Annotated in this window: 18 protein-coding genes; 12 read left to right on the top strand and 6 right to left on the bottom strand. The window is 73.2% G+C overall.

Features of this window, described 5'->3' with window-relative positions; genetic code table 11:
- Nucleotides 1–54: 54 nt before the first annotated feature.
- Nucleotides 55–852, bottom strand: a complete 798-nt coding sequence (locus tag NFU81_RS10520) for a helix-turn-helix domain-containing protein (protein ID WP_251487945.1) — start codon at nt 850–852, stop codon at nt 55–57.
- A gap of 87 nt (nt 853–939) precedes the next feature.
- Between NFU81_RS10520 and NFU81_RS10515 the strand changes: the two genes are divergently transcribed.
- The 3 genes from NFU81_RS10515 (at nt 940) to NFU81_RS10505 (ending at nt 3,836) form a co-directional block, all read left to right on the top strand.
- Nucleotides 940–1,320 (top strand): nuclear transport factor 2 family protein, encoded by a 381-nt coding sequence (locus NFU81_RS10515; RefSeq protein ID WP_251487942.1) that lies wholly within the window; start codon nt 940–942, stop codon nt 1,318–1,320.
- A 375-nt stretch (nt 1,321–1,695) separates the two neighbouring features.
- Nucleotides 1,696–2,175: a DUF485 domain-containing protein gene (locus tag NFU81_RS10510; RefSeq protein ID WP_308208274.1), complete on the top strand. Its 480-nt coding sequence runs from the start codon at nt 1,696–1,698 to the stop codon at nt 2,173–2,175.
- Nucleotides 2,176–2,186: 11 nt separating this feature from the next.
- Nucleotides 2,187–3,836, top strand: coding sequence for a solute symporter family protein (locus NFU81_RS10505; protein ID WP_251488157.1), 1,650 nt, complete (start codon nt 2,187–2,189; stop codon nt 3,834–3,836).
- Nucleotides 3,837–3,843: 7 nt separating this feature from the next.
- On the opposite strand, the gene NFU81_RS10500 is transcribed toward NFU81_RS10505, so the two are convergent.
- On the bottom strand, nt 3,844–4,551 hold the full coding sequence (locus NFU81_RS10500; RefSeq protein WP_251487939.1) for a response regulator: 708 nt from the start codon (nt 4,549–4,551) through the stop codon (nt 3,844–3,846).
- Nucleotides 4,548–6,167 carry a sensor histidine kinase gene (locus NFU81_RS10495; RefSeq protein WP_251488152.1) on the bottom strand — a complete coding sequence of 540 codons (1,620 nt, stop codon included), beginning with the start codon at nt 6,165–6,167 and terminating at the stop codon, nt 4,548–4,550. The genes NFU81_RS10500 and NFU81_RS10495 overlap by 4 nt, the downstream gene beginning before the upstream one ends.
- 220 nt (nt 6,168–6,387) lie before the next feature.
- On the opposite strand from NFU81_RS10495, the gene NFU81_RS10490 reads away from it, so the two are divergent.
- The 3 genes from NFU81_RS10490 (at nt 6,388) to NFU81_RS10480 (ending at nt 9,233) form a co-directional block, all read left to right on the top strand.
- Complete coding sequence (locus NFU81_RS10490; RefSeq protein WP_251487937.1) at nt 6,388–7,203, top strand: ABC transporter ATP-binding protein; 816 nt, start codon at nt 6,388–6,390, stop codon at nt 7,201–7,203.
- Nucleotides 7,193–8,059, top strand: a complete 867-nt coding sequence (locus NFU81_RS10485) for an ABC transporter permease (protein ID WP_251487935.1) — start codon at nt 7,193–7,195, stop codon at nt 8,057–8,059. Before NFU81_RS10490 ends, NFU81_RS10485 begins: the two co-directional genes overlap by 11 nt.
- 97 nt (nt 8,060–8,156) lie before the next feature.
- A complete protein-coding gene (locus NFU81_RS10480; RefSeq protein ID WP_251487932.1) occupies nt 8,157–9,233 on the top strand; it encodes an ABC transporter substrate-binding protein in 1,077 nt (358 codons plus the stop codon).
- Here NFU81_RS10480 and NFU81_RS10475 read toward each other — a convergent pair.
- Both NFU81_RS10475 and NFU81_RS10470 read right to left on the bottom strand, forming a co-directional pair.
- Nucleotides 9,217–10,137, bottom strand: coding sequence for a sucrase ferredoxin (locus NFU81_RS10475; protein ID WP_251487930.1), 921 nt, complete (start codon nt 10,135–10,137; stop codon nt 9,217–9,219). The genes NFU81_RS10480 and NFU81_RS10475 overlap by 17 nt on opposite strands.
- Before the next feature lie 102 nt (nt 10,138–10,239).
- Nucleotides 10,240–12,693 (bottom strand): DNA gyrase/topoisomerase IV subunit A, encoded by a 2,454-nt coding sequence (locus NFU81_RS10470; RefSeq protein WP_251487928.1) that lies wholly within the window; start codon nt 12,691–12,693, stop codon nt 10,240–10,242.
- 211 nt (nt 12,694–12,904) lie between these two features.
- Here NFU81_RS10470 and NFU81_RS10465 point away from each other — a divergent pair, with 211 nt between their 5' ends.
- From NFU81_RS10465 to NFU81_RS10455, 3 genes are all read left to right on the top strand, one after another.
- A complete protein-coding gene (locus tag NFU81_RS10465) occupies nt 12,905–14,269 on the top strand; it encodes a M16 family metallopeptidase (protein ID WP_251487926.1) in 1,365 nt (454 codons plus the stop codon).
- A 17-nt stretch (nt 14,270–14,286) separates the two neighbouring features.
- Nucleotides 14,287–15,651, top strand: a complete 1,365-nt coding sequence (locus tag NFU81_RS10460; RefSeq protein ID WP_251488150.1) for a M16 family metallopeptidase — start codon at nt 14,287–14,289, stop codon at nt 15,649–15,651.
- A 170-nt stretch (nt 15,652–15,821) separates the two neighbouring features.
- Nucleotides 15,822–16,496, top strand: a complete 675-nt coding sequence (locus NFU81_RS10455) for a GntR family transcriptional regulator (RefSeq protein WP_251487923.1) — start codon at nt 15,822–15,824, stop codon at nt 16,494–16,496.
- A gap of 171 nt (nt 16,497–16,667) precedes the next feature.
- Here NFU81_RS10455 and NFU81_RS10450 read toward each other — a convergent pair whose 3' ends face one another.
- Nucleotides 16,668–16,958, bottom strand: coding sequence for an HPr family phosphocarrier protein (locus NFU81_RS10450; RefSeq protein ID WP_251487920.1), 291 nt, complete (start codon nt 16,956–16,958; stop codon nt 16,668–16,670).
- A gap of 153 nt (nt 16,959–17,111) precedes the next feature.
- Between NFU81_RS10450 and NFU81_RS10445 the strand changes: the two genes are divergently transcribed.
- The 3 genes from NFU81_RS10445 (at nt 17,112) to NFU81_RS10435 (ending at nt 21,864) form a co-directional block, all read left to right on the top strand.
- Nucleotides 17,112–19,946, top strand: coding sequence for a bifunctional acetate--CoA ligase family protein/GNAT family N-acetyltransferase (locus tag NFU81_RS10445; protein WP_251487918.1), 2,835 nt, complete (start codon nt 17,112–17,114; stop codon nt 19,944–19,946).
- Between the two features lie 140 nt (nt 19,947–20,086).
- Nucleotides 20,087–20,671 (top strand): DUF5998 family protein, encoded by a 585-nt coding sequence (locus NFU81_RS10440; RefSeq protein WP_033173900.1) that lies wholly within the window; start codon nt 20,087–20,089, stop codon nt 20,669–20,671.
- Complete coding sequence (locus NFU81_RS10435; RefSeq protein ID WP_251487915.1) at nt 20,671–21,864, top strand: alkaline phosphatase family protein; 1,194 nt, start codon at nt 20,671–20,673, stop codon at nt 21,862–21,864. The genes NFU81_RS10440 and NFU81_RS10435 overlap by 1 nt, the downstream gene beginning before the upstream one ends.
- Nucleotides 21,865–21,881: the final 17 nt, after the last annotated feature.

The following is a 21,881-nucleotide window of genomic DNA, read 5'->3' as shown; positions in this document are numbered from 1 at the left end:
GCCCGGCGCTCTTCCGGACCCCGAGTCCTCGAAGAGCGCCGGGCGGCCGCCGTCTCACACGCCGGCCGTGCGGGGCGGCGGGGTGTCGGCGAGGGCTCGCAGGACGGCGGCGCTTGCGGCGTCCGCCGGGTAGTAGGACTCGATCGAGATCTCGTCGAGAGTGATGTCGTGCGGCGTGCCGAAGGTCGTGACGGTCGAGAACAACCGCACCTCGTGCTCCCGGAAGCGGAAGACCATCGGTGTCGCGACCTCCGACTGCGGCGGGGGCTCGGATTCGCCCGGTCCGTGCTCCGCCAGGAACTCGTCGTAGAGCGCGGCGACCACCGGGTCACCGGTCCTGGCGACCTGGCGCGACAGGCGGGCGCGGAAGAGGGCGCGGACCTCGGGCAGGTTGACCAGCCGGGAGGCGAGGCCCCGCGGATCGAGGCCGAGGCGCACCATGTTGACCGGGGCGTCGAGCAGGCCGGGATCGACGTCCGCGAGGAAGTGCAGGACCGGTGCGTTGGCCATCACGATGTTCCAGTGCCGGTCCACGACCAGCGCCGGGTAGGGCTCGTGGGCGCGGAGCACCCTGAGTACCGCCTCCCGGGCGGCCGCCATGTCCGGTTCGTCGAGCGGTCGTTCGCGATACCGGGGCGCGAACCCGGCCGCCACCAGCAGGCGGTTGCGATGCCGCAGCGGCACCTCCAGCTGGACCGCGAGACGCAGCACCATGTCGGCACTCGGCCGGGACCGTCCGGTCTCGACGAGGCTGACGTACCGCGGCGACACGTCGGCTGCCAGCGCGAGTTCGAGCTGGCTCAGCCGCCGGCTGTGCCGCCACTCGCGCAACAGGCCGCCGACCGTCTCCACGGCGCCAACCCTAGCCGCGAGGTCGGCTGCGGGCCATGAACTGCGAGTTCATCGACACTCCCGGAGCGCGCCGCCACACTCCTCGGCATGACCACTGACACCAAGGACCTGGTCCTCACCTGCCTGGAGTTCTACGGCAAGGGCGACCTCGAAGCCGTCGCGACGCTGCTGCGCGAGGACTACGTCGATCACGGGCTGCCGTTCGGGACCGCCACGAAAGCGGACTGGATCGCGAAGGCGCGGGAGCTGCCCCTCGCCGGGATGCGGGTCGACATCCGCCGGCTGGTCGCGGAGGGGGACTACGTGACGATGTTCTCGCGGCGGTGGCTGCCCGTGGGCGAGGGCGGCGTCGCGCTCGACATCGCGGTGGCGGATGTCTTCCGGCTCGAAGGCGGCCTGATCGCGGAGCGCTGGGAGGTCGTGGAGCCGATCCCTGCGGATGCGCCGAATCCCGTGGCGACGCTGTGAGCTGCCCGGCACCGGCACCGGCACCGGCACCGGCACCGGCACCGGGCCTGGGCTCGCGTTCGGGCCAGGGCGCCGCGTCCGCGGCCCGTGCTGCGGGGGCACCCTCGCGGTGGCCGCGGGCCGGCTGCGTCGCAGCCCTGCGCCCCGGCCGCCGGCCGGTTCTCCACCCGGGGGTGGAGACGGCATTTCAACCCCGGGCTTGATCCAACCTCTTCGCCAAGACGGGGGTGCGCGACCGCGCTCAGGCGGTCGGATACGCCTACCGGAACGGGATCACCTGATGAGGTGAAGGTTTCGGGTTGTTGGCCCTGGATCTTCCCGCTCTGTCCATGATTGGGCGCACTGCCCATCTGGCCGTGGAACGAGGAGAGTTCGGTGGACAACGAGGACGGCGGCGACCCCCTGGCGCTGCGGGTGGACGACCCGTGGAGTGATGCAGGTGGAGCAGGGCTCTGGGTACCCGAGCAGGCGGCGCCCGTCGCGCCGCCGGCCGCGGTGCCGCAGGCTGTCGCGGGGACGACGGGGGATCGGAGGGCGGTTTTCCAGGAGGTGCAGGACAGTGCGGCCTTCCAGGAGGTGAGAGAGCGGTATCGCGGGTTCGTGTTTCCCGTGGCGGCGGCCTTCGTTGCCTGGTATCTGCTCTACGTCGTGCTGGCCACCACCGCACCCGGGCTGATGGGGCGTCATGTCGCGGGGGAGGTGAATGTGGCGATGGTCGCCGGGCTGGCGCAGTTCGCCACCACGTTCCTGCTGACCTGGGCCTATGTCAGACATGCGAGGTTGCGCAGGGATCGGGCGGCGCTGGATCTGCGGTGGACGCTGGCGACCAGGACCGGACAGGAGCGGGTGCGTTGAGCGGCGGGCAGATGACGGCCGGCCGGTACCTGGCGGATTCGGCGGGGGAGCACCAGGGCCTGGCGGTGGTGCTGTTCACGGTGTTCGTGTCGGTCACGCTGGCGATCACCGCGTGGGCGGGGCGGCGGCGCAGCTCCTCGGAGGAGTTCTTCGCGGGCGGGCGGATGTTCTCGCCGATGGAGAACGGCTTCGCGATCGCGGGCGACTACATGTCGGCGGCGTCCTTCCTCGGCATCTCGGGTCTGATCGCGCTCTTCGGCTACGACGGGCTGCTCTACTCGGTCGGGTTCCTGGTCGCGTGGCTGGTGGTGCTCATGCTGGTCGCCGAGCTGGTGCGCAACTGCGGGCGCTACACCCTGGCCGACGTGCTGTCGGCGCGGATGCGGCAGCGGCCGGTACGGATCGCGGCGGGCACCTCGTCCGTCGTGGTCTCGGTGCTCTACCTGGTGGCGCAGATGGTGGGCGCCGGCAGCCTGGTCGGTCTGCTGATCGGCGGTCAGGGGACGGCGCCCAGGACCTGGGCGGTGATCGGCGTCGGGGCGCTGATGGTGTTCTACGTGTCCTTCGGCGGCATGCGGGCCACCACCTGGATCCAGATCGTGAAGACGGTGCTGCTGATCAGCGGCACGGTGATGCTCACGGTGATGGTGCTGGTGCGCTTCCACGGCAACGTCGACGACCTGCTGCATGCGGCGGCCACCGGCAGCGGGCACGGGGACGCGTTCCTCGCACCGGGGCTGAAGTACGGCGGGAGCTGGTCGTCGCGGCTGGACTTCATCAGCCTCGGGCTTGCGCTGGTGCTGGGCACGGCAGGACTGCCGCACATCCTGTCGCGCTTCTACACGGTGCCCACCGCGCGGTCGGCGCGACGGTCGGTGGTGTGGGCGATCGGGCTGATCGGGGCGTTTTACCTGATGACGATCGTGCTCGGCTTCGGTGCGGCGGCGGTCGTCGGGTCCGACACCGTGCGGTCGTCCAACGCGGCGGGCAACACGGCGGTGCCGCTGCTCGCCGAGGCGCTCGGCGGCGGGTCCGGGTCGACCTGGGGCACCGTGCTGTTCGCCGTGGTCGGTGCGGTGGCCTTCGCCACCATCCTCGCGGTGGTGGCCGGTATCACCCTGGCGTCGTCCGCCTCGGTGGCCCACGACCTCTACACCGCGCTGCGCAGGCCCGTCGCGCGGCACGGGCGGCGGGACCCGGCCGAGGAAGCGATGGAGCAGGACGAGGTTCGGGTGGCGCGCTTCGCGGCGGTCGGCATCGGTGCGGTGGCGATCGCGTTGAGCCTGCTGGCGCAGGACCAGAACATCGCCTTCCTGGTCGGCCTCGCCTTCGCGGTGGCGGCGTCGGCGAACCTGCCGGCGCTGCTGTACTCGCTGTTCTGGCGGCGTTTCACCACGCGGGGGTCGGTGTGGGCGATCTACGGCGGGCTGGTCCCCGCGCTGGTGCTCGTCGTGCTGTCGCCGGTGGTGTCGGGACGGCCCGACGCGCTCTTCCCCGGGGTCGACTTCCACCTCTTCCCGCTGGAGAATCCGGGCCTGGTCTCGATCCCGCTGGGCTTCCTCGCGGGATGGCTCGGCACGGTCCTCTCGCCCGAGCCCGCCGATCCGGGGCGCTACGCCGAGACGGAGGTGCGCTCGCTCACCGGGGCCGGGGCGGTGTAGGGGCGGGTCAGTCGGCCGGTGCCTGCGCCGCCCAGGCGTAGCGGTGCTCGGGGCGGCCGGTGTCGCCGTACCTCAGGGTGAGGCGCAGCCGGCCCGCCTGCTCCAGGTGCTTGAGGTAGCGCTGGGCGGTGGACCGGCTCAGCCCGGCGCGCTCGGCCACCTCGTGGGCGGACAGCGGATGCGGGGCCGCCCGCAGCACCCGGCGGATCAGGTCGGCGGTGGGCGCCGACTGGCCCTTGGGCAGGGCCGCGGGCGCCGCGGACGCGGTGCGCAGCGCGCCGAAGATCCGGTCGACCTGTTCCTGGCCCGCCTCACCGCCGCCGCCCCCGACGACCCCGTCGAGGGTGCGGCGCAGCGCGGCGTAACCGTCGAGCTTGGCCCGCAGCCCGCCGAAGCCGAACGGCTTGACGAGGTACTGCAGCACCCCGAAGCGCATCGCGGCCTGCACCGTCGCCACGTCCCGCGCGGCCGTCACCATGATCACGTCGGCGTGGTGGCCCAGCTGCCGCATCCGGCGGACCAGCGTCAGCCCGGTCTCGTCGGGCAGGTAGTGGTCGAGCAGCACCAGGTCGATCCGGTGGCGCTCCAGGGTGGCCAGCGCCTGCGCGGCGGTGTGCGCGCGGGCCGCCACCCGGAAGCCGGGAACCTTGCCCACATAGGCCGAGTTGATCTCGGCGACCCGGAAGTCGTCGTCCACGACCAGCACGTCGATCATCGGGCACCTCCGGTGAGGGCGGCGACACCGCCGCGTTCTGCCAGGTCCGGGTCGGTGAGCGCCTCGGGCAGGACGACGGTGAAGACCGCGCCGCCGCCCGCGCGGGCGGCGACCCGGGCGGTGCCGCCGTAGCGCTCCGCGAGCCGGCGCACCAGGGCCAGGCCCAGGCCGCGGCCGCGGTGGGAGGGCGACTCCTTGGTGGTCCAGCCCTCGTCGAAGATCTTCCCGCGCAGCTCCGGCGGCACCCCCGGCCCGTCGTCGCCCACCCGCAGCAGCACCGTGTCCCGCTCCGGGCGCAGTTCCACCTCGACCTCGCAGGCGGCCGCGTCCAGCGCGTTGTCGACCAGGTTCCCCAGCACGGTCACCAGGTCGCGCGGGTCGACCACCCGGTCGGGCAGCAGCGTGCCCGGCACGATCCGCAGGGTCACCCCGCGCTCCGCCGCGATGGCGGCCTTCCCCACCAGCAGCGCCGCCACCAGCGGGTCGTGCACCCGGTCCGAGACCTCCTCAGCCGACGCCCGGTGCGTGTCGGCGACCTCGGCCACGTAGTCCACCGCGGCCTCGTGCAGGCCCAGCTCCAGCAGCCCCAGCAGGGTGTGCAGCCGGTTGGCGTGCTCGTGGTCCTGGGCGCGCAGCGCGTCGAGCAGGCCGTGGGTGGAGTCCAACTCGCGGCCCAGCAGTTCGAGTTCCGTGCGGTCCCGCAGGGTGACCACCGCGCCGCCGCCCTCGGTCGGCATCCGGTTGGCGACCAGCACCCGCCCGCCGCTGACGGTCAGCAGGTCCTTGCCCTCGGCCCGCCCGGCCAGCACGTCGGTGGTCCGCCCCGGCGGCAGCGCCTCGTCCAGCGGCCGGCCCGCGGCCCCGCCGTCGAGCCCGAGCAGCCGTTGCGCCTCGTCGTTGACCAGCCGGATCCTGCCGCGCGGGTCGAGCGCCACCACCCCCTCGCGGATGCCGTGCAGCATCGCCTCCCGCTCGTCGAGCAGTGCCGAGATGTCGGCGAAGGCCAGACCGTGCGTGGCCCGCTGCAGCCGCCGGGCGGCCCACAGCGCCGCCAGCACACCCACGGCGAGCGCCGCGCCCGCGTACCGCAGCAGTGGCACCACGGCCAGCAGCCGGGCGCGCAGCCCGGTGTAGGCGAAGCCGACGGACACCGCGCCGACGATCCTGCCGTGCGCGTCCCGCAGCGGCACCTTGCCCCGCGCGCTGCGCCCCAGCGTGCCGCTGTCGATCTGCATGATGTCGTGGCCGCCGAGCGCGACGCTCGGGTCGGTCGAGACGTGCTCGCCGATCCGTGCGGTGTCGGTGTGTGACCAGCGGGTCCCGTGGGTGTCCATCACCACGATGTAGCTGGCGTCGGTGGCCGTCCTGATGCGCTCCGCCTCGGCCTGCACCGGGCCGTCCGCGGTCGGCGGGGTGGTCAGCAGCGACTGCGCCACCTGCGGTTCCGCCGCCACCGTCTGCGCGATGGCCAGCGCCCTGTGCATCGCCTGCTCGTCCATCTGGCGGCTGAGCGGCGCCAGGAAGAGCCCGATGGCCAGCGCGGTCACCCCGCCGGTGATCAGCACCTGAACCAGCAGCACCTGCGCCGAGACACGGCGCGGCCATCCGATCCGCATCATCAGCTCCTCCGGCTTCGCATCCCCCGCACTGCCGGCATCCGCCGACGTCCATGTCGTCAACGCAACGTAAACGCTGGACGCCCTGAAGGGCAGACTCCGTTTCGCATTCGTTGTCCAGCGGCGCGCAAAACGAGCAGAAGGCCTGCTTGTGCGCACAAGCAGGCCTTGCGCTCACAAGGCTGTCGGGGTGCGGCGGGCGCTCGTAGCGTCCACCGCCATGACCCACCACACGAGCCCCGCCATCGAACTGCGGGGGGCGGGCAAGGCGTTCAGGACCCCGTCCGGCGCCCTGCACACCGCCGTAAGGGAACTGGACCTGACCGTGGAGCGCGGCGAGTTCGTCGCGGTCGTCGGCCCCACCGGATGCGGCAAGTCCACCACGCTGACCCTGGTCAGCGGCCTTGAGGAGCCCACCGAGGGCGAGGTGCTGGTCGGCGGCGAGCCGGTGCGCGGCATCGGCGGCGACGTCGGCTTCGTCTTCCAGCAGGACGCCGTCTTCCCATGGCGGACCGTGCTGTCCAACGTCATGGCCGGGCCGCGTTTCCGCGGGGTGGCCAAGACCGAGGCACGCGAGCGGGCCAGGGACTGGCTGGCCCGGGTGGGCCTGTCCGCCTTCGAGGACCGCTACCCGCACCAGCTCTCCGGCGGCCAGCGCAAGCGCGTCGCGCTCGCGGCCACCTTCGTCAACGACCCGTCGATCCTGCTCATGGACGAGCCCTTCTCGGCGCTCGACGTGCAGACCAGGGCGCTGATGTCGGACCAGCTGCTGGAACTGTGGGCGGGCACCGGCTCCTCGGTGGTCTTCGTCACGCACGACCTGGAGGAGTCCATCGCGCTCGCCGACAAGGTCGTGGTCATGACCGCAGGCCCGGCCACCGTCAAGGAGGTCTTCACGATCGACCTGCCGCGTCCGCGCAAGGTCGAGGAGGTCCGGCTGGAACCCCGCTTCGTCGAGATCTACCGGGAGATCTGGTCCTCGCTCGGCGAAGAGGTCCGCATCACCCGCGAAAGGGGCACCGCAGATGCCGCCTGAGTCCGTCGCACTGGCACAGCCGGCGACCAAGCCCACCGACCGCACGGCGGCCCGCGCCCGCGCCGTACGCAACCGCACGCTGCTCGTCCAGGGCTGCCGGCTGCTGGTGCTGGCCGCGGTGCTCGGCCTGTGGGAGTGGTTCGCCCGCACCGGTGTCATCGACCCGTTCAACTTCTCGATGCCCAGCAGGATCTGGGACCAGATCTGGACCTGGACGGCGCACGGCACCGCCCAGGGCCCGCTGGGCGCGCAGATCTGGGCCACCCTCTACGAGGCCCTCTACGGCTGGGTGATCGGCGTGGCGGCCGGCGTGCTGCTGGGCATCGCGCTCGGCCGGGTGCGCTTCCTCGCCGACGTCTTCGGACCCTACGTCAAGATCCTCAACGCGATGCCGCGGATCGTGCTGGCCCCGATCTTCCTCATCTGGTTCGGCCTCGGCCCGGCCTCCAAGATCGCCTCGGCCGTCGTGCTGGTCTTCTTCCCGGTCTTCTTCAACGCCTTCCAGGGCGCCCGCGAGGTCGACCGCAACCTGGTCGCCAACGCCCGCATCCTGGGCGCCAGCGACCGCAGGGTCACCTTCCAGGTGGTCATCCCCTCGGCGACCTCGTGGATCTTCACCAGCCTGCACATCAGCTTCGGCTTCGCGCTGATCGGCGCGATCGTCGGCGAGTACATCGGCGCGACCGAGGGCATCGGCCTGCTCGTCGCGAACTCCCAGGGCACCCTCAACTCCGCCGGCGTCTACGCGGCCATGGTGATCCTCGCCGTCGTGGCGCTGGCCGCCGAGGGACTCCTGACGCTCGTGGAGAAGCGGCTCTTCCGCTGGAAGCCGGTCCAGCCGGGCGCGGAGCGCTGACCTGCCAGGCACCGCCCGGCGGCCGCAGAGCGCCGCCGCGAACCCCCGTCGCACACCCCGCCCGAACCCCCCGTTCGACGCTCACAAGGACGTGACCATGCGCAAGAACATCCGCCTCGCCGCGCTCGCCCTCGCCGGAACACTGGCCCTGACCACCCTGACCGCGTGTGCCGACGACGCGGCCTCCTCCTCGGGCGGCTCCGGCTCCGACGCGGCCGCCGGGTCCGGCGCGGCCGCCGGCAAGACCACCAAGGTCAAGATCATGGTCGGCGGCCTGGACAAGGTCATCTACATGCCGGCGATGCTCTCCCAGAGACTCGGCTACTTCCAGGCCGAGGGCCTGGACGTCACGCTGCTGAGCGAGCCCGCCGGCGTGGACGCCACCACCGCCCTGGTCGCCGGCCAGGTGCAGGGCGCGGTCGGCTTCTACGACCACACCCTCGACCTGCAGACCAAGGGCAAGCACGTCGAGTCGGTCGTGCAGTTCTCGCAGGCGCCCGGCGAGGTCGAGGTCGTCTCCACCAAGGCGGCCGGCGACATCACCTCGGCCAAGGACTTCAAGGGCAAGCACCTCGGCATCACCGGCCTCGGCTCCTCCACCGACTTCCTCACGAAGTACCTGGCGGTGCACAACGGCCTGAAGGTCAGCGACATCACCCCGGTCGCGGTCGGCGCGGGCGCGACCTTCATCGCCGCGCTCCAGCACGGCTCGATCCAGGCCGGCATGACCACCGACCCCACCGTCGCGCAGATCCTCGACAAGGGCACCGGCAAGGTGCTCTACGACATGCGCACCCCGGAGGGTTCGCGGCAGGCGCTCGGCGGGCTCTACCCCTCCTCCAGCCTGTACATGAACACCGACTGGGTGAACGGCCACAAGGACACCGTCCAGAAGCTGGCCAACGCCTTCGTCAAGACCCTCAGGTGGATGTCCACCCACAGCCCGGAGGAGATCGCCGCGAAGATGCCCGCGGACTACGCGCAGGGCGGCGCGCAGCTCTACGCGGACGCGATCAAGGCGACACTGCCGATGTTCACCACCGACGGGGTGATGCCGGCCGACGGCCCCACGACCGTGGAGTCGGTCCTCAAGGCCTTCAACCCCAACCTGCAGAACGCGACTGTGGACCTCAGCCAGACCTACACCACGGAGTTCGTCAAGAACGTCCACTGACCGCGGTGAGCCCGGTCGCCGTCAGGGTGGCCGGGCTGCCGAGCGGGCCGTCGCAGCTCTCCGGGCGCGGCGGCCGCGCGGCGCTCTGCGTCACCGCCACCTCCCAGGCGCGGCCGTCGGTGTGGGCGACCAGCACCGACCAGCTGCCGCCGTCCGGCGCGGCGACCGTACGCCGTACCGTCAGCGCGCCCTCCAGGTCCACGCCTGCCAGGGCGCGGACGGCCAGGTCGGCGGCCTGGCCCGGGCGGTCCCAGGCGGACCGGCCGCGGCAGCCGTCGAGGACGATCCGGCCGGTACGTGCCGCCTCCAGTACGTCCTTGGCCAGCCGGCCGTCCACCCGGCCGTAGGTGTAGCCGTAGGGCAGCACCAGCATGGTGGGGGAGAAGCGGTGGCCGCCCAGGTGGGTGACCTCCCAGGCGTCGGCGCCGCCCGAGGCGGCCAGCTCGGCGGCCAGCGGGCGCCCGTTCACCGCGCAGCAGCGGTCCCGCCTGCCGTTGGTGCATACGAGCGCCAGCGGCGGCCCCGCGTGTGCGGTGCCGAAACCGCCGTGCGAGCCCGCGCCCAGCGCCGTGAAGTCCAGCGCCGTCAGCTCCGCCGGGTCGGCGAGGGTGTCGGTGCGGACCCACGCGTCGCCCGGCGCGGTGTGCGCCAGGTAGACCCGGTGGCTCGCCGGGGTGTGCAGGTCGGCGTGCCGCCCGGGCCTGCGGATCAGGGCGACGCGCACACCGGTGCCGTCGGCGGCGCGGTCCAGCGCCCGGCCCACCGCCGGGTCGAGCCTGCTGCCGGTCAGCGCCTTGCGCCCCCACGGCCCCGGCTGCTCGACCAGCAGCCAGGTCCTGGCGGTGGCCGCGGTGGCGCCCACCGGCTCGGCCAGCTCCGCCGACGCCGTCGTACACGTACTCACACAGGTGAGCCTAACCGCCGCCGGACGGCCGCCGGTACGGCCCCCGGCGGGCGTACGACCGCGCGGCGGCCGTACGCCCGTCCCGGCAGGCCGGGACCCGGGTCACACCGGTCCCGCCACCACCGCCACGGGCTTGGCCAGCGGGACACCGGAGCCGTCCCGGCGCGGGTCCTTCGGCGGGAGGTCGGCCGGGGTGCCGGTCGCGGTGGCCGCGCGGGCCGGGGCGGCGCCCGCCCAGGCCATCAGCAGGCCCGTCTCGCCGCGCAGGAAGCGCTGGCAGCGCACCCCGCCGGTGGCCCGGCCCTTGCGCGGGTACTGCTCGAACGGCGTGAGCTTCGCGGTGCCCTCGCCCGCGCCCTCCAGCGTGTCGTCGGCGCGGGCCACCGTGAAGACCACCGCGTCCACCGCCGGGTCCACCGCGGTGAAGGAGATCACCTTGGCCCCGTCGGCGAGCTTCACGCCCGCCATACCGCCCGCCGGGCGGCCCTGCGGGCGCACCTGCGAGGCCGGGTAGCGCAGCAGTTGGGCGTCGTCGGTGATGAAGACCAGGTCCTCCTCGCCGGTGCGCAGCTCCACCGCGCCGACCACCGTGTCACCGTCCTTGAGGCCGATGACCTCCAGGTCGTCCTTGTTCGCCGGGTAGTCGGGCACCACGCGCTTGACCACGCCCTGCTCGGTGCCCAGCGCCAGGCCGGGCGAGGACTCGTCGAGCGTGGTCAGGCACAGCACCCGCTCGCCGTCCTCAAGCGACAGGAACTCCGACAGCGGCGCACCGCCGGCCAGCGAGGGCGCCCCCGCGGTGTCCGGCAGCATCGGCAGGTCGATCACCGTCACCCGCAGCAGCCGCCCGTAGGAGGTCACCACGCCGACGTCGGCGCGGGCCGTGGTGGGCACCGCCGAGACGATCACGTCGTGCTTGACCCGCCGGCCCCCGCCCCCGCTGTCCTCCGGCTCCTCGCCGCTGGAGGTGCGGGCCAGCAGCCCGGTCGAGGACAGCAGCACCCGGCAAGGGTCGTCGGCGACTTCCAGCGGCACCGCCGAGACCGGCGCACCGGCCGACTCCAGCAGCACCGTGCGGCGCTCGGTGCCGTACTGCTTGGCCACCGCCGCCAGCTCCGCGGACACCAGCTTGCGCAGCTCGGCGTCGGACTCCAGGATCCGGGTCAGCTCGGCGATCTCCGCGGTGAGCTTGTCGCGTTCGGCCTCCAGCTCGATCCGGTCGAAGCGGGTCAGCCGGCGCAGCGGGGTGTCCAGGATGTACTGCGTCTGGATCTCCGACAGGCCGAAGCGCTCCATCAGGCGCTCCTTGGCCTGCGCGGCGTTGTCGCTGGCCCGGATGATCGCGATGACCTCGTCGATGTCGACCAGCGCCACCAGCAGGCCGTCGACCAGGTGCAGCCGGTCGCGGCGCTTGGTGCGGCGGAACTCGCTGCGCCGCCGCACGACCTCGAAGCGGTGGTCGACATAGACCTCCAGCAGCTCGCGCAGGCCGAGGGTGAGCGGCTGGCCGTCCACCAGGGCCACGTTGTTGATGCCGAAGGAGTCCTCCATCGGCGTCAGCTTGTAGAGCTGTTCGAGCACGGCCTCGGGGTTGAAGCCGTTCTTGATCTCGATGACCAGCCGCAGGCCGTGCTCGCGGTCGGTGAGGTCCTTGACGTCGGCGATGCCCTGCAGCTTCTTCGCGCCGACCATGTCCTTGATCTTGGCGATGACCTTCTCGGGGCCGACGGTGAAGGGCAGCTCCGTGACGACCAGGCCCTTGCGGCGGGGGGTGACGTCCTCCACGGAGACCGTGGCGCGGATCTTGAAGGTGCCGCGGCCCGTCTCGTACGCGTCCCTGATGCCGGAGAGCCCGATGATCCGGCCGCCGGTCGGCAGGTCGGGACCCGGGATGTACCGCATCAGGGCGTCCAGGTCCGCGTTCGGGTACCGGATCAGGTGCCGGGCGGCCGCGATCACCTCGCCCAGGTTGTGCGGCGGCATGTTGGTGGCCATGCCGACCGCGATCCCGGACGCCCCGTTGACCAGCAGGTTCGGATACGCCGACGGCAGGACGGCCGGCTCCCGCTCCTGGCCGTCGTAGTTCGGCGCGAAGTCGACGGTGTCCTCGTCGATCGACTCGACCATGAGCTGCGCGGGACCCGACATGCGGGCCTCGGTGTACCGCATCGCGGCCGGCATGTCGTCGAGCGAACCGAAGTTGCCGTGCCCGTCCACCAGCGGGAGGCGCTGGGAGAACGGCTGCGCCATGCGCACCATCGCGTCGTAGATCGACGCGTCGCCGTGCGGGTGCAGCTTGCCCATCACCTCGCCGACGACCCGGGCGCACTTGACGAAGGCCCGGTCGGGGCGCAGGCCCATCTCGTTCATCTGGTAGACGATGCGGCGGTGTACCGGCTTCATGCCGTCACGGGCGTCGGGCAGGGCGCGCGCGTAGATCACCGAGTAGGCGTACTCAAGATACGAGGCCTGCATCTCGTCCACGACGTCGATGTCGAGGATGCGCTCCTCGAAACCGTCGTCGGGCGGCGGGGTCTTCGTCGTGCGGCGGGCCATCTCGGCGGCGCTCCTTCGTCTGGACCGGAAGGTCGTTCGGCTGGACCGGTGAACTGACGCGGACCATTGTGGACCGCGCCACCGACAACGCGAACCACGACCCGGCACGAGCGCGCCCGCGACCGGGAACTTCGCCGCCCGCCGACTCGCTTGCCTAGAGTGGCAGCACTCTACGCAGTCACGAGCACGCGACCGGAAGGACAGCTTGCCCATGGGTCACACGGCCACGCCGGAGGCACACTCCAGCGGCCTGACAGCCACCGAGCACCGCCTGGCGAACGGCCTGCGGGTGGTGCTCTCCGAGGACCACCTCACCCCGGTCGCCGCCGTATGCCTCTGGTACGACGTCGGTTCGCGGCACGAGGTCAAGGGGCGCACCGGTCTCGCCCACCTCTTCGAGCACCTGATGTTCCAGGGTTCGGGGAGCGTCAAGGGCAACGGGCACTTCGAACTGGTCCAGGGTGCGGGCGGCTCGCTCAACGGCACCACCAGCTTCGAGCGCACCAACTACTTCGAGACGATGCCCGCCCACCAGGTGGAACTGGCCCTGTGGCTGGAGGCCGACCGGATGGGCAGCCTGCTGGACGCCCTGGACCAGGAGTCCCTGGACAACCAGCGGGACGTGGTGAAGAACGAGCGCCGCCAGCGGTACGACAACGTGCCCTACGGCACCGCCTTCGAACGGCTCACCGCGCTGGCGTACCCCGACGGCCACCCCTACCACCACACCCCGATCGGCTCGATGGCCGACCTGGACGCGGCCTCCCTGGAGGACGCCAGGTCGTTCTTCCGCACGTACTACGCGCCGGGCAACGCGGTGCTGTCCGTGGTCGGCGACATCGACCCGCAGCAGACCCTGGCGTGGGTGGAGAAGTACTTCGGCAGCATCCCCGCGCACGACGGCAAGGCCGCGCCGCGGGACGGCTCGCTGCCCGAGGTGATGGGCGGTCAGCTGCGCGAGGTCGTCGAGGAGGACGTGCCCTCGCGCGCCCTGATGGCGGCCTACCGGCTGCCCGAGGACGGCACTCGTGCGGGTGACGCCGCCGACCTGGCGCTGACGGTGCTGGGCGGCGGTGAGTCGTCCCGGCTGCACAACCGCCTGGTGCGCCGCGACCGTTCCGCGGTGACCGCGGGCTTCGGGCTGCTGCGGCTCGCGGGGGCGCCGTCGCTGGGCTGGCTGGACGTCAAGGCGTCCAGCGGGGTCGAGCTGACCGCCATCGAGACCGCGGTGGACGAGGAGCTGGCCCGCTTCGCGGACGAGGGTCCCAGCCCCGAGGAGATGGAGCGGGCGCAGGCCCAGCTGGAGCGCGAGTGGCTGGACCGGCTCGCGACGGTCGGCGGGCGGGCGGACGAACTGTGCCGCTTCGCCGTGCTGTTCGGCGACCCGCAGCTGGCGCTGACCGCGGTGCAGCGGGTGCTGTCGATCACACCCGACGAGGTCAGGGAGGTGGCCGCGGCCCGGCTCCGCCCCGACAACAGGGCCGTGCTCGTCTACGAGCCCACCGGGGGCGGCCAGCAGGACGACCAAGCTGACGACGAGGCTGTCGAGGCCGACCAGGAAGAGGGCGAGCTGTGAGCGACACCGCTGCCGTCATGACGTTCCACCCGCAGCCGCAGGCCGGCGACCCCAAGCCGTGGGCCTTCCCGGCCCCGGAGCGCGGCTCGCTCGGCAACGGCTTGACGCTGCTGACCAGCCACCGCCCCGGCCAGCAGGTCGTCGCCGTCGAGGTGCTGCTCGCGGCGCCGCTGGACGCGGAACCCGAGGGCCTCGACGGGGTCGGCACCATCATGGCCAGGGCGCTGTCCGAGGGCACCGACCAGCACACCGCCGAGGAGTTCGCGGCCGAGCTGGAGCGCTGCGGCGCCACCCTGGACGCGCACGCCGACCACCCCGGGGTGCGGGTCTCGCTCGAAGTGCCCGCCTCCCGGCTCGACCGGGCGCTCGCGCTGCTCGCCGAGGCGCTGCGGGCGCCGGCCTTCCCCGACGACGAGATCAAGCGGCTGGTCGCCAACCGGCTCGACGAGATCCCGCACGAGCTGGCCAACCCGGCGCGGCGGGCCGCGATGGCGCTGTCCGAGGAGCTGTTCCCCGCCACGCTGCGCTGCTCGCGGCCGCGGCAGGGCACGGAGGAGACCGTCCGCAGGATCGACGCGGACGCGGTGCGCGCCTTCTACACCGCCCATGTGCGTCCCGCGACGTCCACCGCGGTCGTCGTCGGCGACCTGACCGGCATCGACCTGCCCGCGCTGCTCGACGACACGCTGGGCCGCTGGACCGGCTCCGGGGCCGAGCCGCGGCCCCGCCCGGCGATCACCGCGGACGACACCGCCCGGGTGGTCATCGTGGACCGGCCGGGCGCGGTGCAGACCCAGCTGCTCATCGGGCGCACCGGCGCCGACCGGCACGACCCGGTGTGGGCCGCGCAGGTGATCGGCACCTACTGCCTGGGCGGCACCCTGACCTCCCGGCTCGACCGGGTGCTGCGCGAGGAGAAGGGCTACACCTACGGGGTGCGGGCCTTCGGCCAGGTGCTGCTGGGCTCGGCCGACGGCACGGGCGCGGCGCTGCTGGCGATCAGCGGCTCGGTGGCGACCGAGGTCACCGGCGAGGCACTGGCCGACCTGCTGCAGGTGATCCGCACCCTCGCCGAGGGCGGCCTGACCGACGAGGAGCGGGACGTCGCGGTGCAGAACCTGGTCGGGGTGGCGCCGCTGCGCTACGAGACGGCCGCCGCGGTGGCCGGCACCCTGACCGACCAGGTGGAGCAGGAGCTGCCCGACGACTTCCAGGCCCGGCTGTACGCCCGCCTCGCTGCCACCGGCACCGTGGAGGCCACCGCGGCCGCGGTGCGGGCCTTCCCGCTCGACCGCCTGGTGGTCGTGCTGGTCGGTGACGCCTCGGTGATCGCGGAGCCGGTCCGCGCGCTGGAGATCGGCCCGGTGCGCGTGACGAGCTGAGCCCCGACCGGCAGCACCGCAGACCCGCGAACCCCGGCGCCCGCCACGGCGCCGGGGTTCCGTGCGTATCGGCACAATTCAGGGGCCGCATTCCCTTTTCCTTCCGTGCTGGAATAGAGTCGCTGCAGAATAACGGGGAAAGAACGGAGTCCTGCGATGCGGAATCTGATGTGAACGGGACGGAAGGCACGGCGAGGCGTATCTCGGCCGAGGTGGTGTGTACGGCCATCCGCGACGACATCGTCGGGGGTTACTTCCCGCCGGGCAGCCGGTTGACCGAGGAACTGCTCGCACAGCGCTACGGGGTCTCGCGGGTGCCGGTGCGCGAGGCGCTGCGCACCCTGGAGTCCGAGGGCTTCGTCCGCACCCGCAAGCACGCAGGCGCGTCGGTCGCGGAGCCCACCGAGCAGGAGGCCGCCGACCTGCTGGAGATCCGCGGGCTGCTGGAGCCGCTGGGTACCGCGCGGGCCGCGCAGCGGCGTACCGACGCGCATCTCAAGGTGCTGCGCGGGCTGGTCCGGCTCGGCCAGGAGCGGGCGGTGCAGGGACAGTTGTCCGACCTGCCGTCGCTCAGCGGGTGGTTCCACGAGACGCTGGCGCAGGCGTCGGGCAGCCCGACGCTGGCCGCGCTGCTGATCCAGCTGCGGCACAAGATCTCCTGGGTCTACGCCGACGGCGGATCCGCCCGGGCCGCCGAGGCGTGGGAGGAGCACGCCGCGATCGTGGACGCGGTCGCCCGCGGTGACGCCGAGCGGGCGCGCCGGCTCGCCGCCGTCCACGTCGAGCACGCTGCGGCGGTGAGGACCCTGAAACACCGCGTAAACGCAGTGCGCCGCCGTAATTAACAATCACACCGTATACAAGAGTTGTGAATTGCCGTCCCGCTCTCGCGGTCGGCAATTGTGAAAAAGCGGGTCCCGGCAATCCGGGGGGATTGCCAGGACCCGCTTCAATTCCGCATGCGCGCGTGACGGCGGCCGGTGGCCGGGTCCGCGGTGAAGGTTGCGGGAAAACCGTCAGACAGTCTCGGGGAGTTCTTCGAGGCCTTCCGCGACCAGCTTCGCCAGCCGGTCCAGCGCGACCGCGGCCTCCTGCTCGTTCGCGGCGTCCGAGGCGAGCACGACCTCCTCGCCGCCCTGCGCGCCCAGGCTCAGCACCGCGAGCATCGAGGCGGCGTTCACCGGGCCGCCGTCGGCCTTGGCGATGGTCACCGGCACCCCGGCGGCGGTCGCCGCGCGGACGAAGATGGACGCGGGGCGGGCGTGCAGGCCTTCCGCCCAGCCGATGTTGACGCGGCGCTCAACCATGGTGTTTGCCCCTCAATGTGTGTCAGGTCTTCCAAGTTGTCTAGACCATTTTTGCACGACGGGAGTGCTGCTCGGGCACGCCGCTGCGCATGGCCAAGACTGCCCTCTGCGCCTGCCCGCCGCTAGCCGGGCACGCCGCATACGCTGGGGGCCATGAACGACCAGCAGGACCCGCGGGACCCCGCGCGCCGGCCCTACCCCGTCCACTGGGAGGCCGACGTGGTGCTGCGGGACGGCGGCATCGCGCACATCCGGCCGATCGGCCCCGACGACGCGGGGCGGCTGGTCGACTTCTACGAGCAGGTCTCCGACGAGTCGAAGTACTACCGCTTCTTCGCCCCCTACCCGCGGCTGTCCGACCGGGACGTGCACCGCTTCACCCACCACGACTACGACGACCGGGTCGGCCTGGCCGCCACCGTCGGCGGCGAGTTCATCGCCACCGTCCGCTACGACCGCACCGACGAGGCGGGCCGGTCCGTCTCCGGCAGGAGCGGCACCCGCGCCGAGGTCGCCTTCCTCGTGCAGGACGCGCACCAGGGCCGCGGGGTGGCCTCCGCGCTGCTCGAACACATCGCGGCCGTCGCCCGCGAACGCGGCATCCTGCACTTCACCGCGGAGGTCCTGCCCGCCAACCGCAAGATGGTCAAGGTCTTCACCGACGCCGGCTACACCCAGCAGCGCAGCTTCGCCGACGGCGTCGTCCACCTGGACCTCGACCTGGAGCCCACCACCGAGTCGGTGCAGGTCATGCGGTCCAGGGAGCACCGCGCCGAGGCCCGGTCCGTCCAGCGGCTGCTGCGGCCCGAGTCGGTCGCGGTCATCGGCACCGGCCGCCGCCCCGGCGGCGTCGGCCGCACCCTGCTCCGCAACATCGCCGCCGGCGGCTTCACGGGCCGGCTCCACGCGGTCAACCACTCCTTCCCGCCCGGCGGCACCGACCTCGACGGCGTCCCCGGGCACCGCTCGGTGCGCGAGATCACCGAGGGCGGCGAGACCGTCGACCTGGCGGTGATCGCCGTCCCCGCCGACCGGGTGCCCGAGGCGGTCGCCGACTGCGGGGAGGCCGGGGTACGGGGCGTGGTCGTGGTCGCGGCCGGCTACTCCGAGGCCGGGCCCGAGGGCCGGGAGCGCCAGCGCGAGCTGGTGCGGCAGGCCCGCAGCCACGGGATGCGGGTCATCGGCCCGAACGCCTTCGGCGTGCTCAACACCGCGCCGGGGGTACGGCTGAACGCCTCGCTGTCGCCCGGGATGCCGCACCGCGGGCGGCTGGGCCTGTTCACCCAGTCCGGGTCGATCGGCATCGCCCTGCTGTCAGGCCTGCACCGGCGGGGCGCGGGACCGTCCACCTTCGTGTCGGCGGGCAACCGCGCCGACGTCTCGGGCAACGACCTGCTGCAGTTCTGGCAGGACGACCCGGACACCGACGCGATCCTGATGTACCTGGAGTCCTTCGGCAACCCGCGTAAGTTCACCCGGCTCGCCCGCCGCACCGCGGCCGCCAAGCCCGTCGTGGTGGTCAAGGGCGCGCTGCACACCGGCTCGGTGCCCGCCGGGCACCAGGTGCCGGTGGCCCGTATCCCGGACAGCACGGTCGACGCGCTCTTCCGGCAGGCCGGGGTGATCCGGGTCGACACCGTCACCGAACTGCTCGACGCCGGGCTCTTCCTGGCGCTCCAGCCGCTGCCCGCGGGGGACCGGATCGCGATCCTCGGCAATTCCGAATCGCTCGGCCTGCTCACCTACGACGCCGCCCTCACCGCGGGCCTGCACCCCACCGCGCCGCTCGACCTCACCACGGCCGCCACCCCCGCCGACTTCGCCGCCGCCCTCACCACCGCGCTCGCCGACCCGGCCACGGACGCCGTGGTGGTCACCGCGATCCCCCGCGTCGGCACGGAGGAGCAGGCCGACCAGTCGGCCGCCGACCCCGGCCCGGCAGAAGGCCCGGGCGAAGGCCCGGCCGCCGGGTCCGCGTTCGGCGGTGACGCCGGCGGGGACGATCCGGCGCTGGGGGAGGCGCTGCGCGGGGCGGCCGCGGGGGACAAGCCGGTCGTGGTGGTGCACCTGGCGCTGGACGGGCTGGCCGACCGGCTCGGCCGGCCCGAAGGGGGCGGCGCCCGTATCCCCGCCTACCGCGCGCCCGACCGGGCCGTCCGCTCCCTCGCCGAGGCCGCCGGATACGCCGCATGGCGGGCCGGGGCGGTGGACCCCGGCCGGGTCCCGCAGTTCGACGACATCCAGGAGGCCGCGGCGGCGGACGACGTCCGGCGGATGCTGCCGGACGGATCGCCGCCCGCGGGGGTCACGCTGTCCGACCGGGACGCCGCGACGCTGCTCGGCCGCTACGGCGTCACGGTCCGCCACGCGCTGCCCGCGCCGGACCCGGAGGCCGCCGTGGCCGCCGCCGCGGCGCTCGGCTACCCGGTGGCGCTCAAGACCACCGCCCCGCACCTGCGGCACCGCGCCGACCTCGGCGGCGTCCGGCTCGACCTCGCCGACGAGGGCGACCTGCGGCGCGCGTACGACGAGCTCACCACCCGCCTCGGCGGCCCCGCCGAGCTGCGTCCTGTCGTGCAGGCGATGGCGCCGCGCGGCGTCGACACCGTCGTGCGCGCCGGGATGGACCCCGGCGCCGGGGCCGTGCTGTCCTTCGGCCTGGCCGGGCCGCCCTCGGAACTGCTCGGCGACATCGCGCACCGGCTCGTCCCGGCCACCGACCGGGACGTGGCCGAGCTGATCCGATCCATCAAGGCGGCGCCGCTGCTGTTCGGCTGGCGCGGGGCCGAGCCGGTCGACACGGGGGCGCTGGAGGCGCTGCTGCTTCGGGTGTCGCTGCTGGCCGACGACCTTCCCGAGGTCGTCGGGGTCTCGCTCGACCCGGTCGTCGTCGCGCCCCGCGGGCTCACCGTCCTCGGTGCCACCGTGCGGCTGGCCCCGCCGCCCGCCCGCACCGACCTGGGGCCGCGCGCCCTCTCGTCCTTCTGACCCGCCGGTCCGGTTCGTCCCTCCGCCCCGCCGGGCCCGCCGTTCGCGGGACCCCCTCCCGGCGGCGCGTTCCTCACGCAGTCCACAAGCCGACGCACAGCGAAGGAGGCAGGGGGGCGGCGGCGACTAGGATGTGAGGCATGGCGAAGACCGGGACCACGACGCAGGGGCTGCGGACGGCGATCGAGCGCAGCGGCTACTACCCGACGCTCGTGTCGGAGGCCGTGGAGGCCGCGGTCGGGCAGGAGCCGGTCGCGTCCTATCTGGTGCACCAGGAGACGACGTTCGACGCGAACGAGGTGCGGCGGCACGTCACCGTGCTGGTGCTCACCGAGGGCCGCTTCATCGTCAGCCACACCGACGAGCAGGCCGCGGACGACACCTCTCCGACGCCGTACGCCACGACCTCGACGGAGTCGGTGAAGATCGGCCGGATCTCCTCGGTCGTGGTGAGCCGGGTGGTGGCGAACCCGGAGTCGTACACGCCGGGCACGCTGCCGCGCGAGGTCGTGCTGACGATCGGCTGGGGCGCGGTGTCGCGGCTCGACCTGGAGCCCGCCGCCTGCGGCGACCCGAACTGCGAGGCCGACCACGGCTACACCGGCTCGTCCACCGCCGACGACCTGTCGCTGCGGGTGAGCGAGGCGGGCGACGGACCCGACACCGTACGGCAGACCCTGGCCTTCGCGCAGGCGCTCTCCGAGGCGACCGCGGCCGTCGACTGATGGGCCATCCGTTCCACGCCGGCCCCGAGCCGGTGCCGCTCGACCCGCGCAAGGCTCCCGCACCCGGCTACGGCAGTGCCGCGCTGTGCGACGTGATCCCCGCAGCCGTCGCTGCCTTCGGCATTCCCGGCATGCCCGCGACCGGGCTCGACCTGGCCCCGGCCGACCGGGTGTGCGTCTTCCTGGTGGACGGCCTCGGCTGGGAGCTGGTCGGGCGGCACCCGCAGGAGGCGCCGTACCTGAACTCGCTGCTGCCCTCGTCGCTGGGGGGCACCGGCCGCCCGCTGACCGCCGGCTTCCCCGCGACCACCGCGACCTCGCTGGCCTCGGTCGGCACCGGGCTGCCGCCCGGCGCGCACGGCCTGGCCGGCTACACCGCGCTCAACCCGGACACCGGCGAGCTGATGAACCAGCTCCGCTGGCAGCCCTGGACGTCGCCGACGGCCTGGCAGCCGTATCCGACGGTCTTCCAGCTGGCCGACGCCGCCGGGATCGCGACCTGCCAGGTGTCCTCGCCGACCTTCCAGAACACCCCGCTGACCAAGGTGGCGCTGTCCGGCGGGGTCTTCCACGGGCGGCTGACCGGCGAGGAGCGGGTCGACCTGGCCGCGGACCGGCTGGGCGCGGCGGACCGGACGCTGGTCTACACGTACTACAGCGAGCTGGACGCGATGGGCCACCGGCACGGCGTGGACTCCGACGCCTGGCGGGGCCAGCTGATGATGGTGGACCGGCTGGCGCAGCGGCTCGCCGAGCAGCTGCCGCCGCGGGCGGTGCTCTACGTGACCGCCGACCACGGCATGATCGACATCCCCTTCGACGAGGACTCGCGGATCGACTTCGACGAGGACTGGGAGCTGCGGGCCGGGGTCGCGGTGCTCGGCGGCGAGGGGCGCGCACGGCATGTCTACGCGGTGCCCGGCGCCGCCGCGGATGTGCACGCGGTCTGGAGCGAGGTGCTCGGGGACCGTATGTGGGTCGCCACCAGGGACGAGGCGGTGGACGCCGGCTGGTTCGGCCCGGACCCCGAGCCGCGGGTGCTCGCCAGGATCGGCGACGTGGTCGCCGCCGCGTGCGACGACGTCGCGATCACGGCGTCCAGGACCGAGCCGGGGGAGTCCAGGATGACCGGTCTGCACGGTTCGATGACCCCCGTCGAGCAACTCGTGCCGCTGCTCGAAGTACGCTCCTGAACGTCGTACGCCCGTTC

It is taken from the genome of Actinacidiphila cocklensis, assembly GCF_907177275.1.
In the GTDB taxonomy this organism is placed as follows: Bacteria; Actinomycetota; Actinomycetes; order Streptomycetales; family Streptomycetaceae; genus Actinacidiphila; species Actinacidiphila cocklensis.
This window is presented reverse-complemented; position numbering and strand designations above follow the sequence as displayed.

What these genes read in the sequence shown, in the direction of transcription:
- NFU81_RS10515 (WP_251487942.1), top strand. Translation starts at nt 940, where the DNA reads ATGACCACTGACACCAAGGACCTGGTCCTCACCTGCCTGGAGTTCTAC.
- NFU81_RS10505 (WP_251488157.1), top strand. Translation starts at nt 2,187, where the DNA reads ATGACGGCCGGCCGGTACCTGGCGGATTCGGCGGGGGAGCACCAGGGC.
- NFU81_RS10500 (WP_251487939.1), bottom strand. Translation starts at nt 4,551, where the DNA reads ATGATCGACGTGCTGGTCGTGGACGACGACTTCCGGGTCGCCGAGATC.
- NFU81_RS10495 (WP_251488152.1), bottom strand. Translation starts at nt 6,167, where the DNA reads ATGCGGATCGGATGGCCGCGCCGTGTCTCGGCGCAGGTGCTGCTGGTT.
- NFU81_RS10490 (WP_251487937.1), top strand. Translation starts at nt 6,388, where the DNA reads ATGACCCACCACACGAGCCCCGCCATCGAACTGCGGGGGGCGGGCAAG.
- NFU81_RS10485 (WP_251487935.1), top strand. Translation starts at nt 7,193, where the DNA reads ATGCCGCCTGAGTCCGTCGCACTGGCACAGCCGGCGACCAAGCCCACC.
- NFU81_RS10480 (WP_251487932.1), top strand. Translation starts at nt 8,157, where the DNA reads ATGCGCAAGAACATCCGCCTCGCCGCGCTCGCCCTCGCCGGAACACTG.
- NFU81_RS10470 (WP_251487928.1), bottom strand. Translation starts at nt 12,693, where the DNA reads ATGGCCCGCCGCACGACGAAGACCCCGCCGCCCGACGACGGTTTCGAG.
- NFU81_RS10465 (WP_251487926.1), top strand. Translation starts at nt 12,905, where the DNA reads ATGGGTCACACGGCCACGCCGGAGGCACACTCCAGCGGCCTGACAGCC.
- NFU81_RS10460 (WP_251488150.1), top strand. Translation starts at nt 14,287, where the DNA reads ATGACGTTCCACCCGCAGCCGCAGGCCGGCGACCCCAAGCCGTGGGCC.
- NFU81_RS10450 (WP_251487920.1), bottom strand. Translation starts at nt 16,958, where the DNA reads ATGGTTGAGCGCCGCGTCAACATCGGCTGGGCGGAAGGCCTGCACGCC.
- NFU81_RS10445 (WP_251487918.1), top strand. Translation starts at nt 17,112, where the DNA reads ATGAACGACCAGCAGGACCCGCGGGACCCCGCGCGCCGGCCCTACCCC.
- NFU81_RS10440 (WP_033173900.1), top strand. Translation starts at nt 20,087, where the DNA reads ATGGCGAAGACCGGGACCACGACGCAGGGGCTGCGGACGGCGATCGAG.
- NFU81_RS10435 (WP_251487915.1), top strand. Translation starts at nt 20,671, where the DNA reads ATGGGCCATCCGTTCCACGCCGGCCCCGAGCCGGTGCCGCTCGACCCG.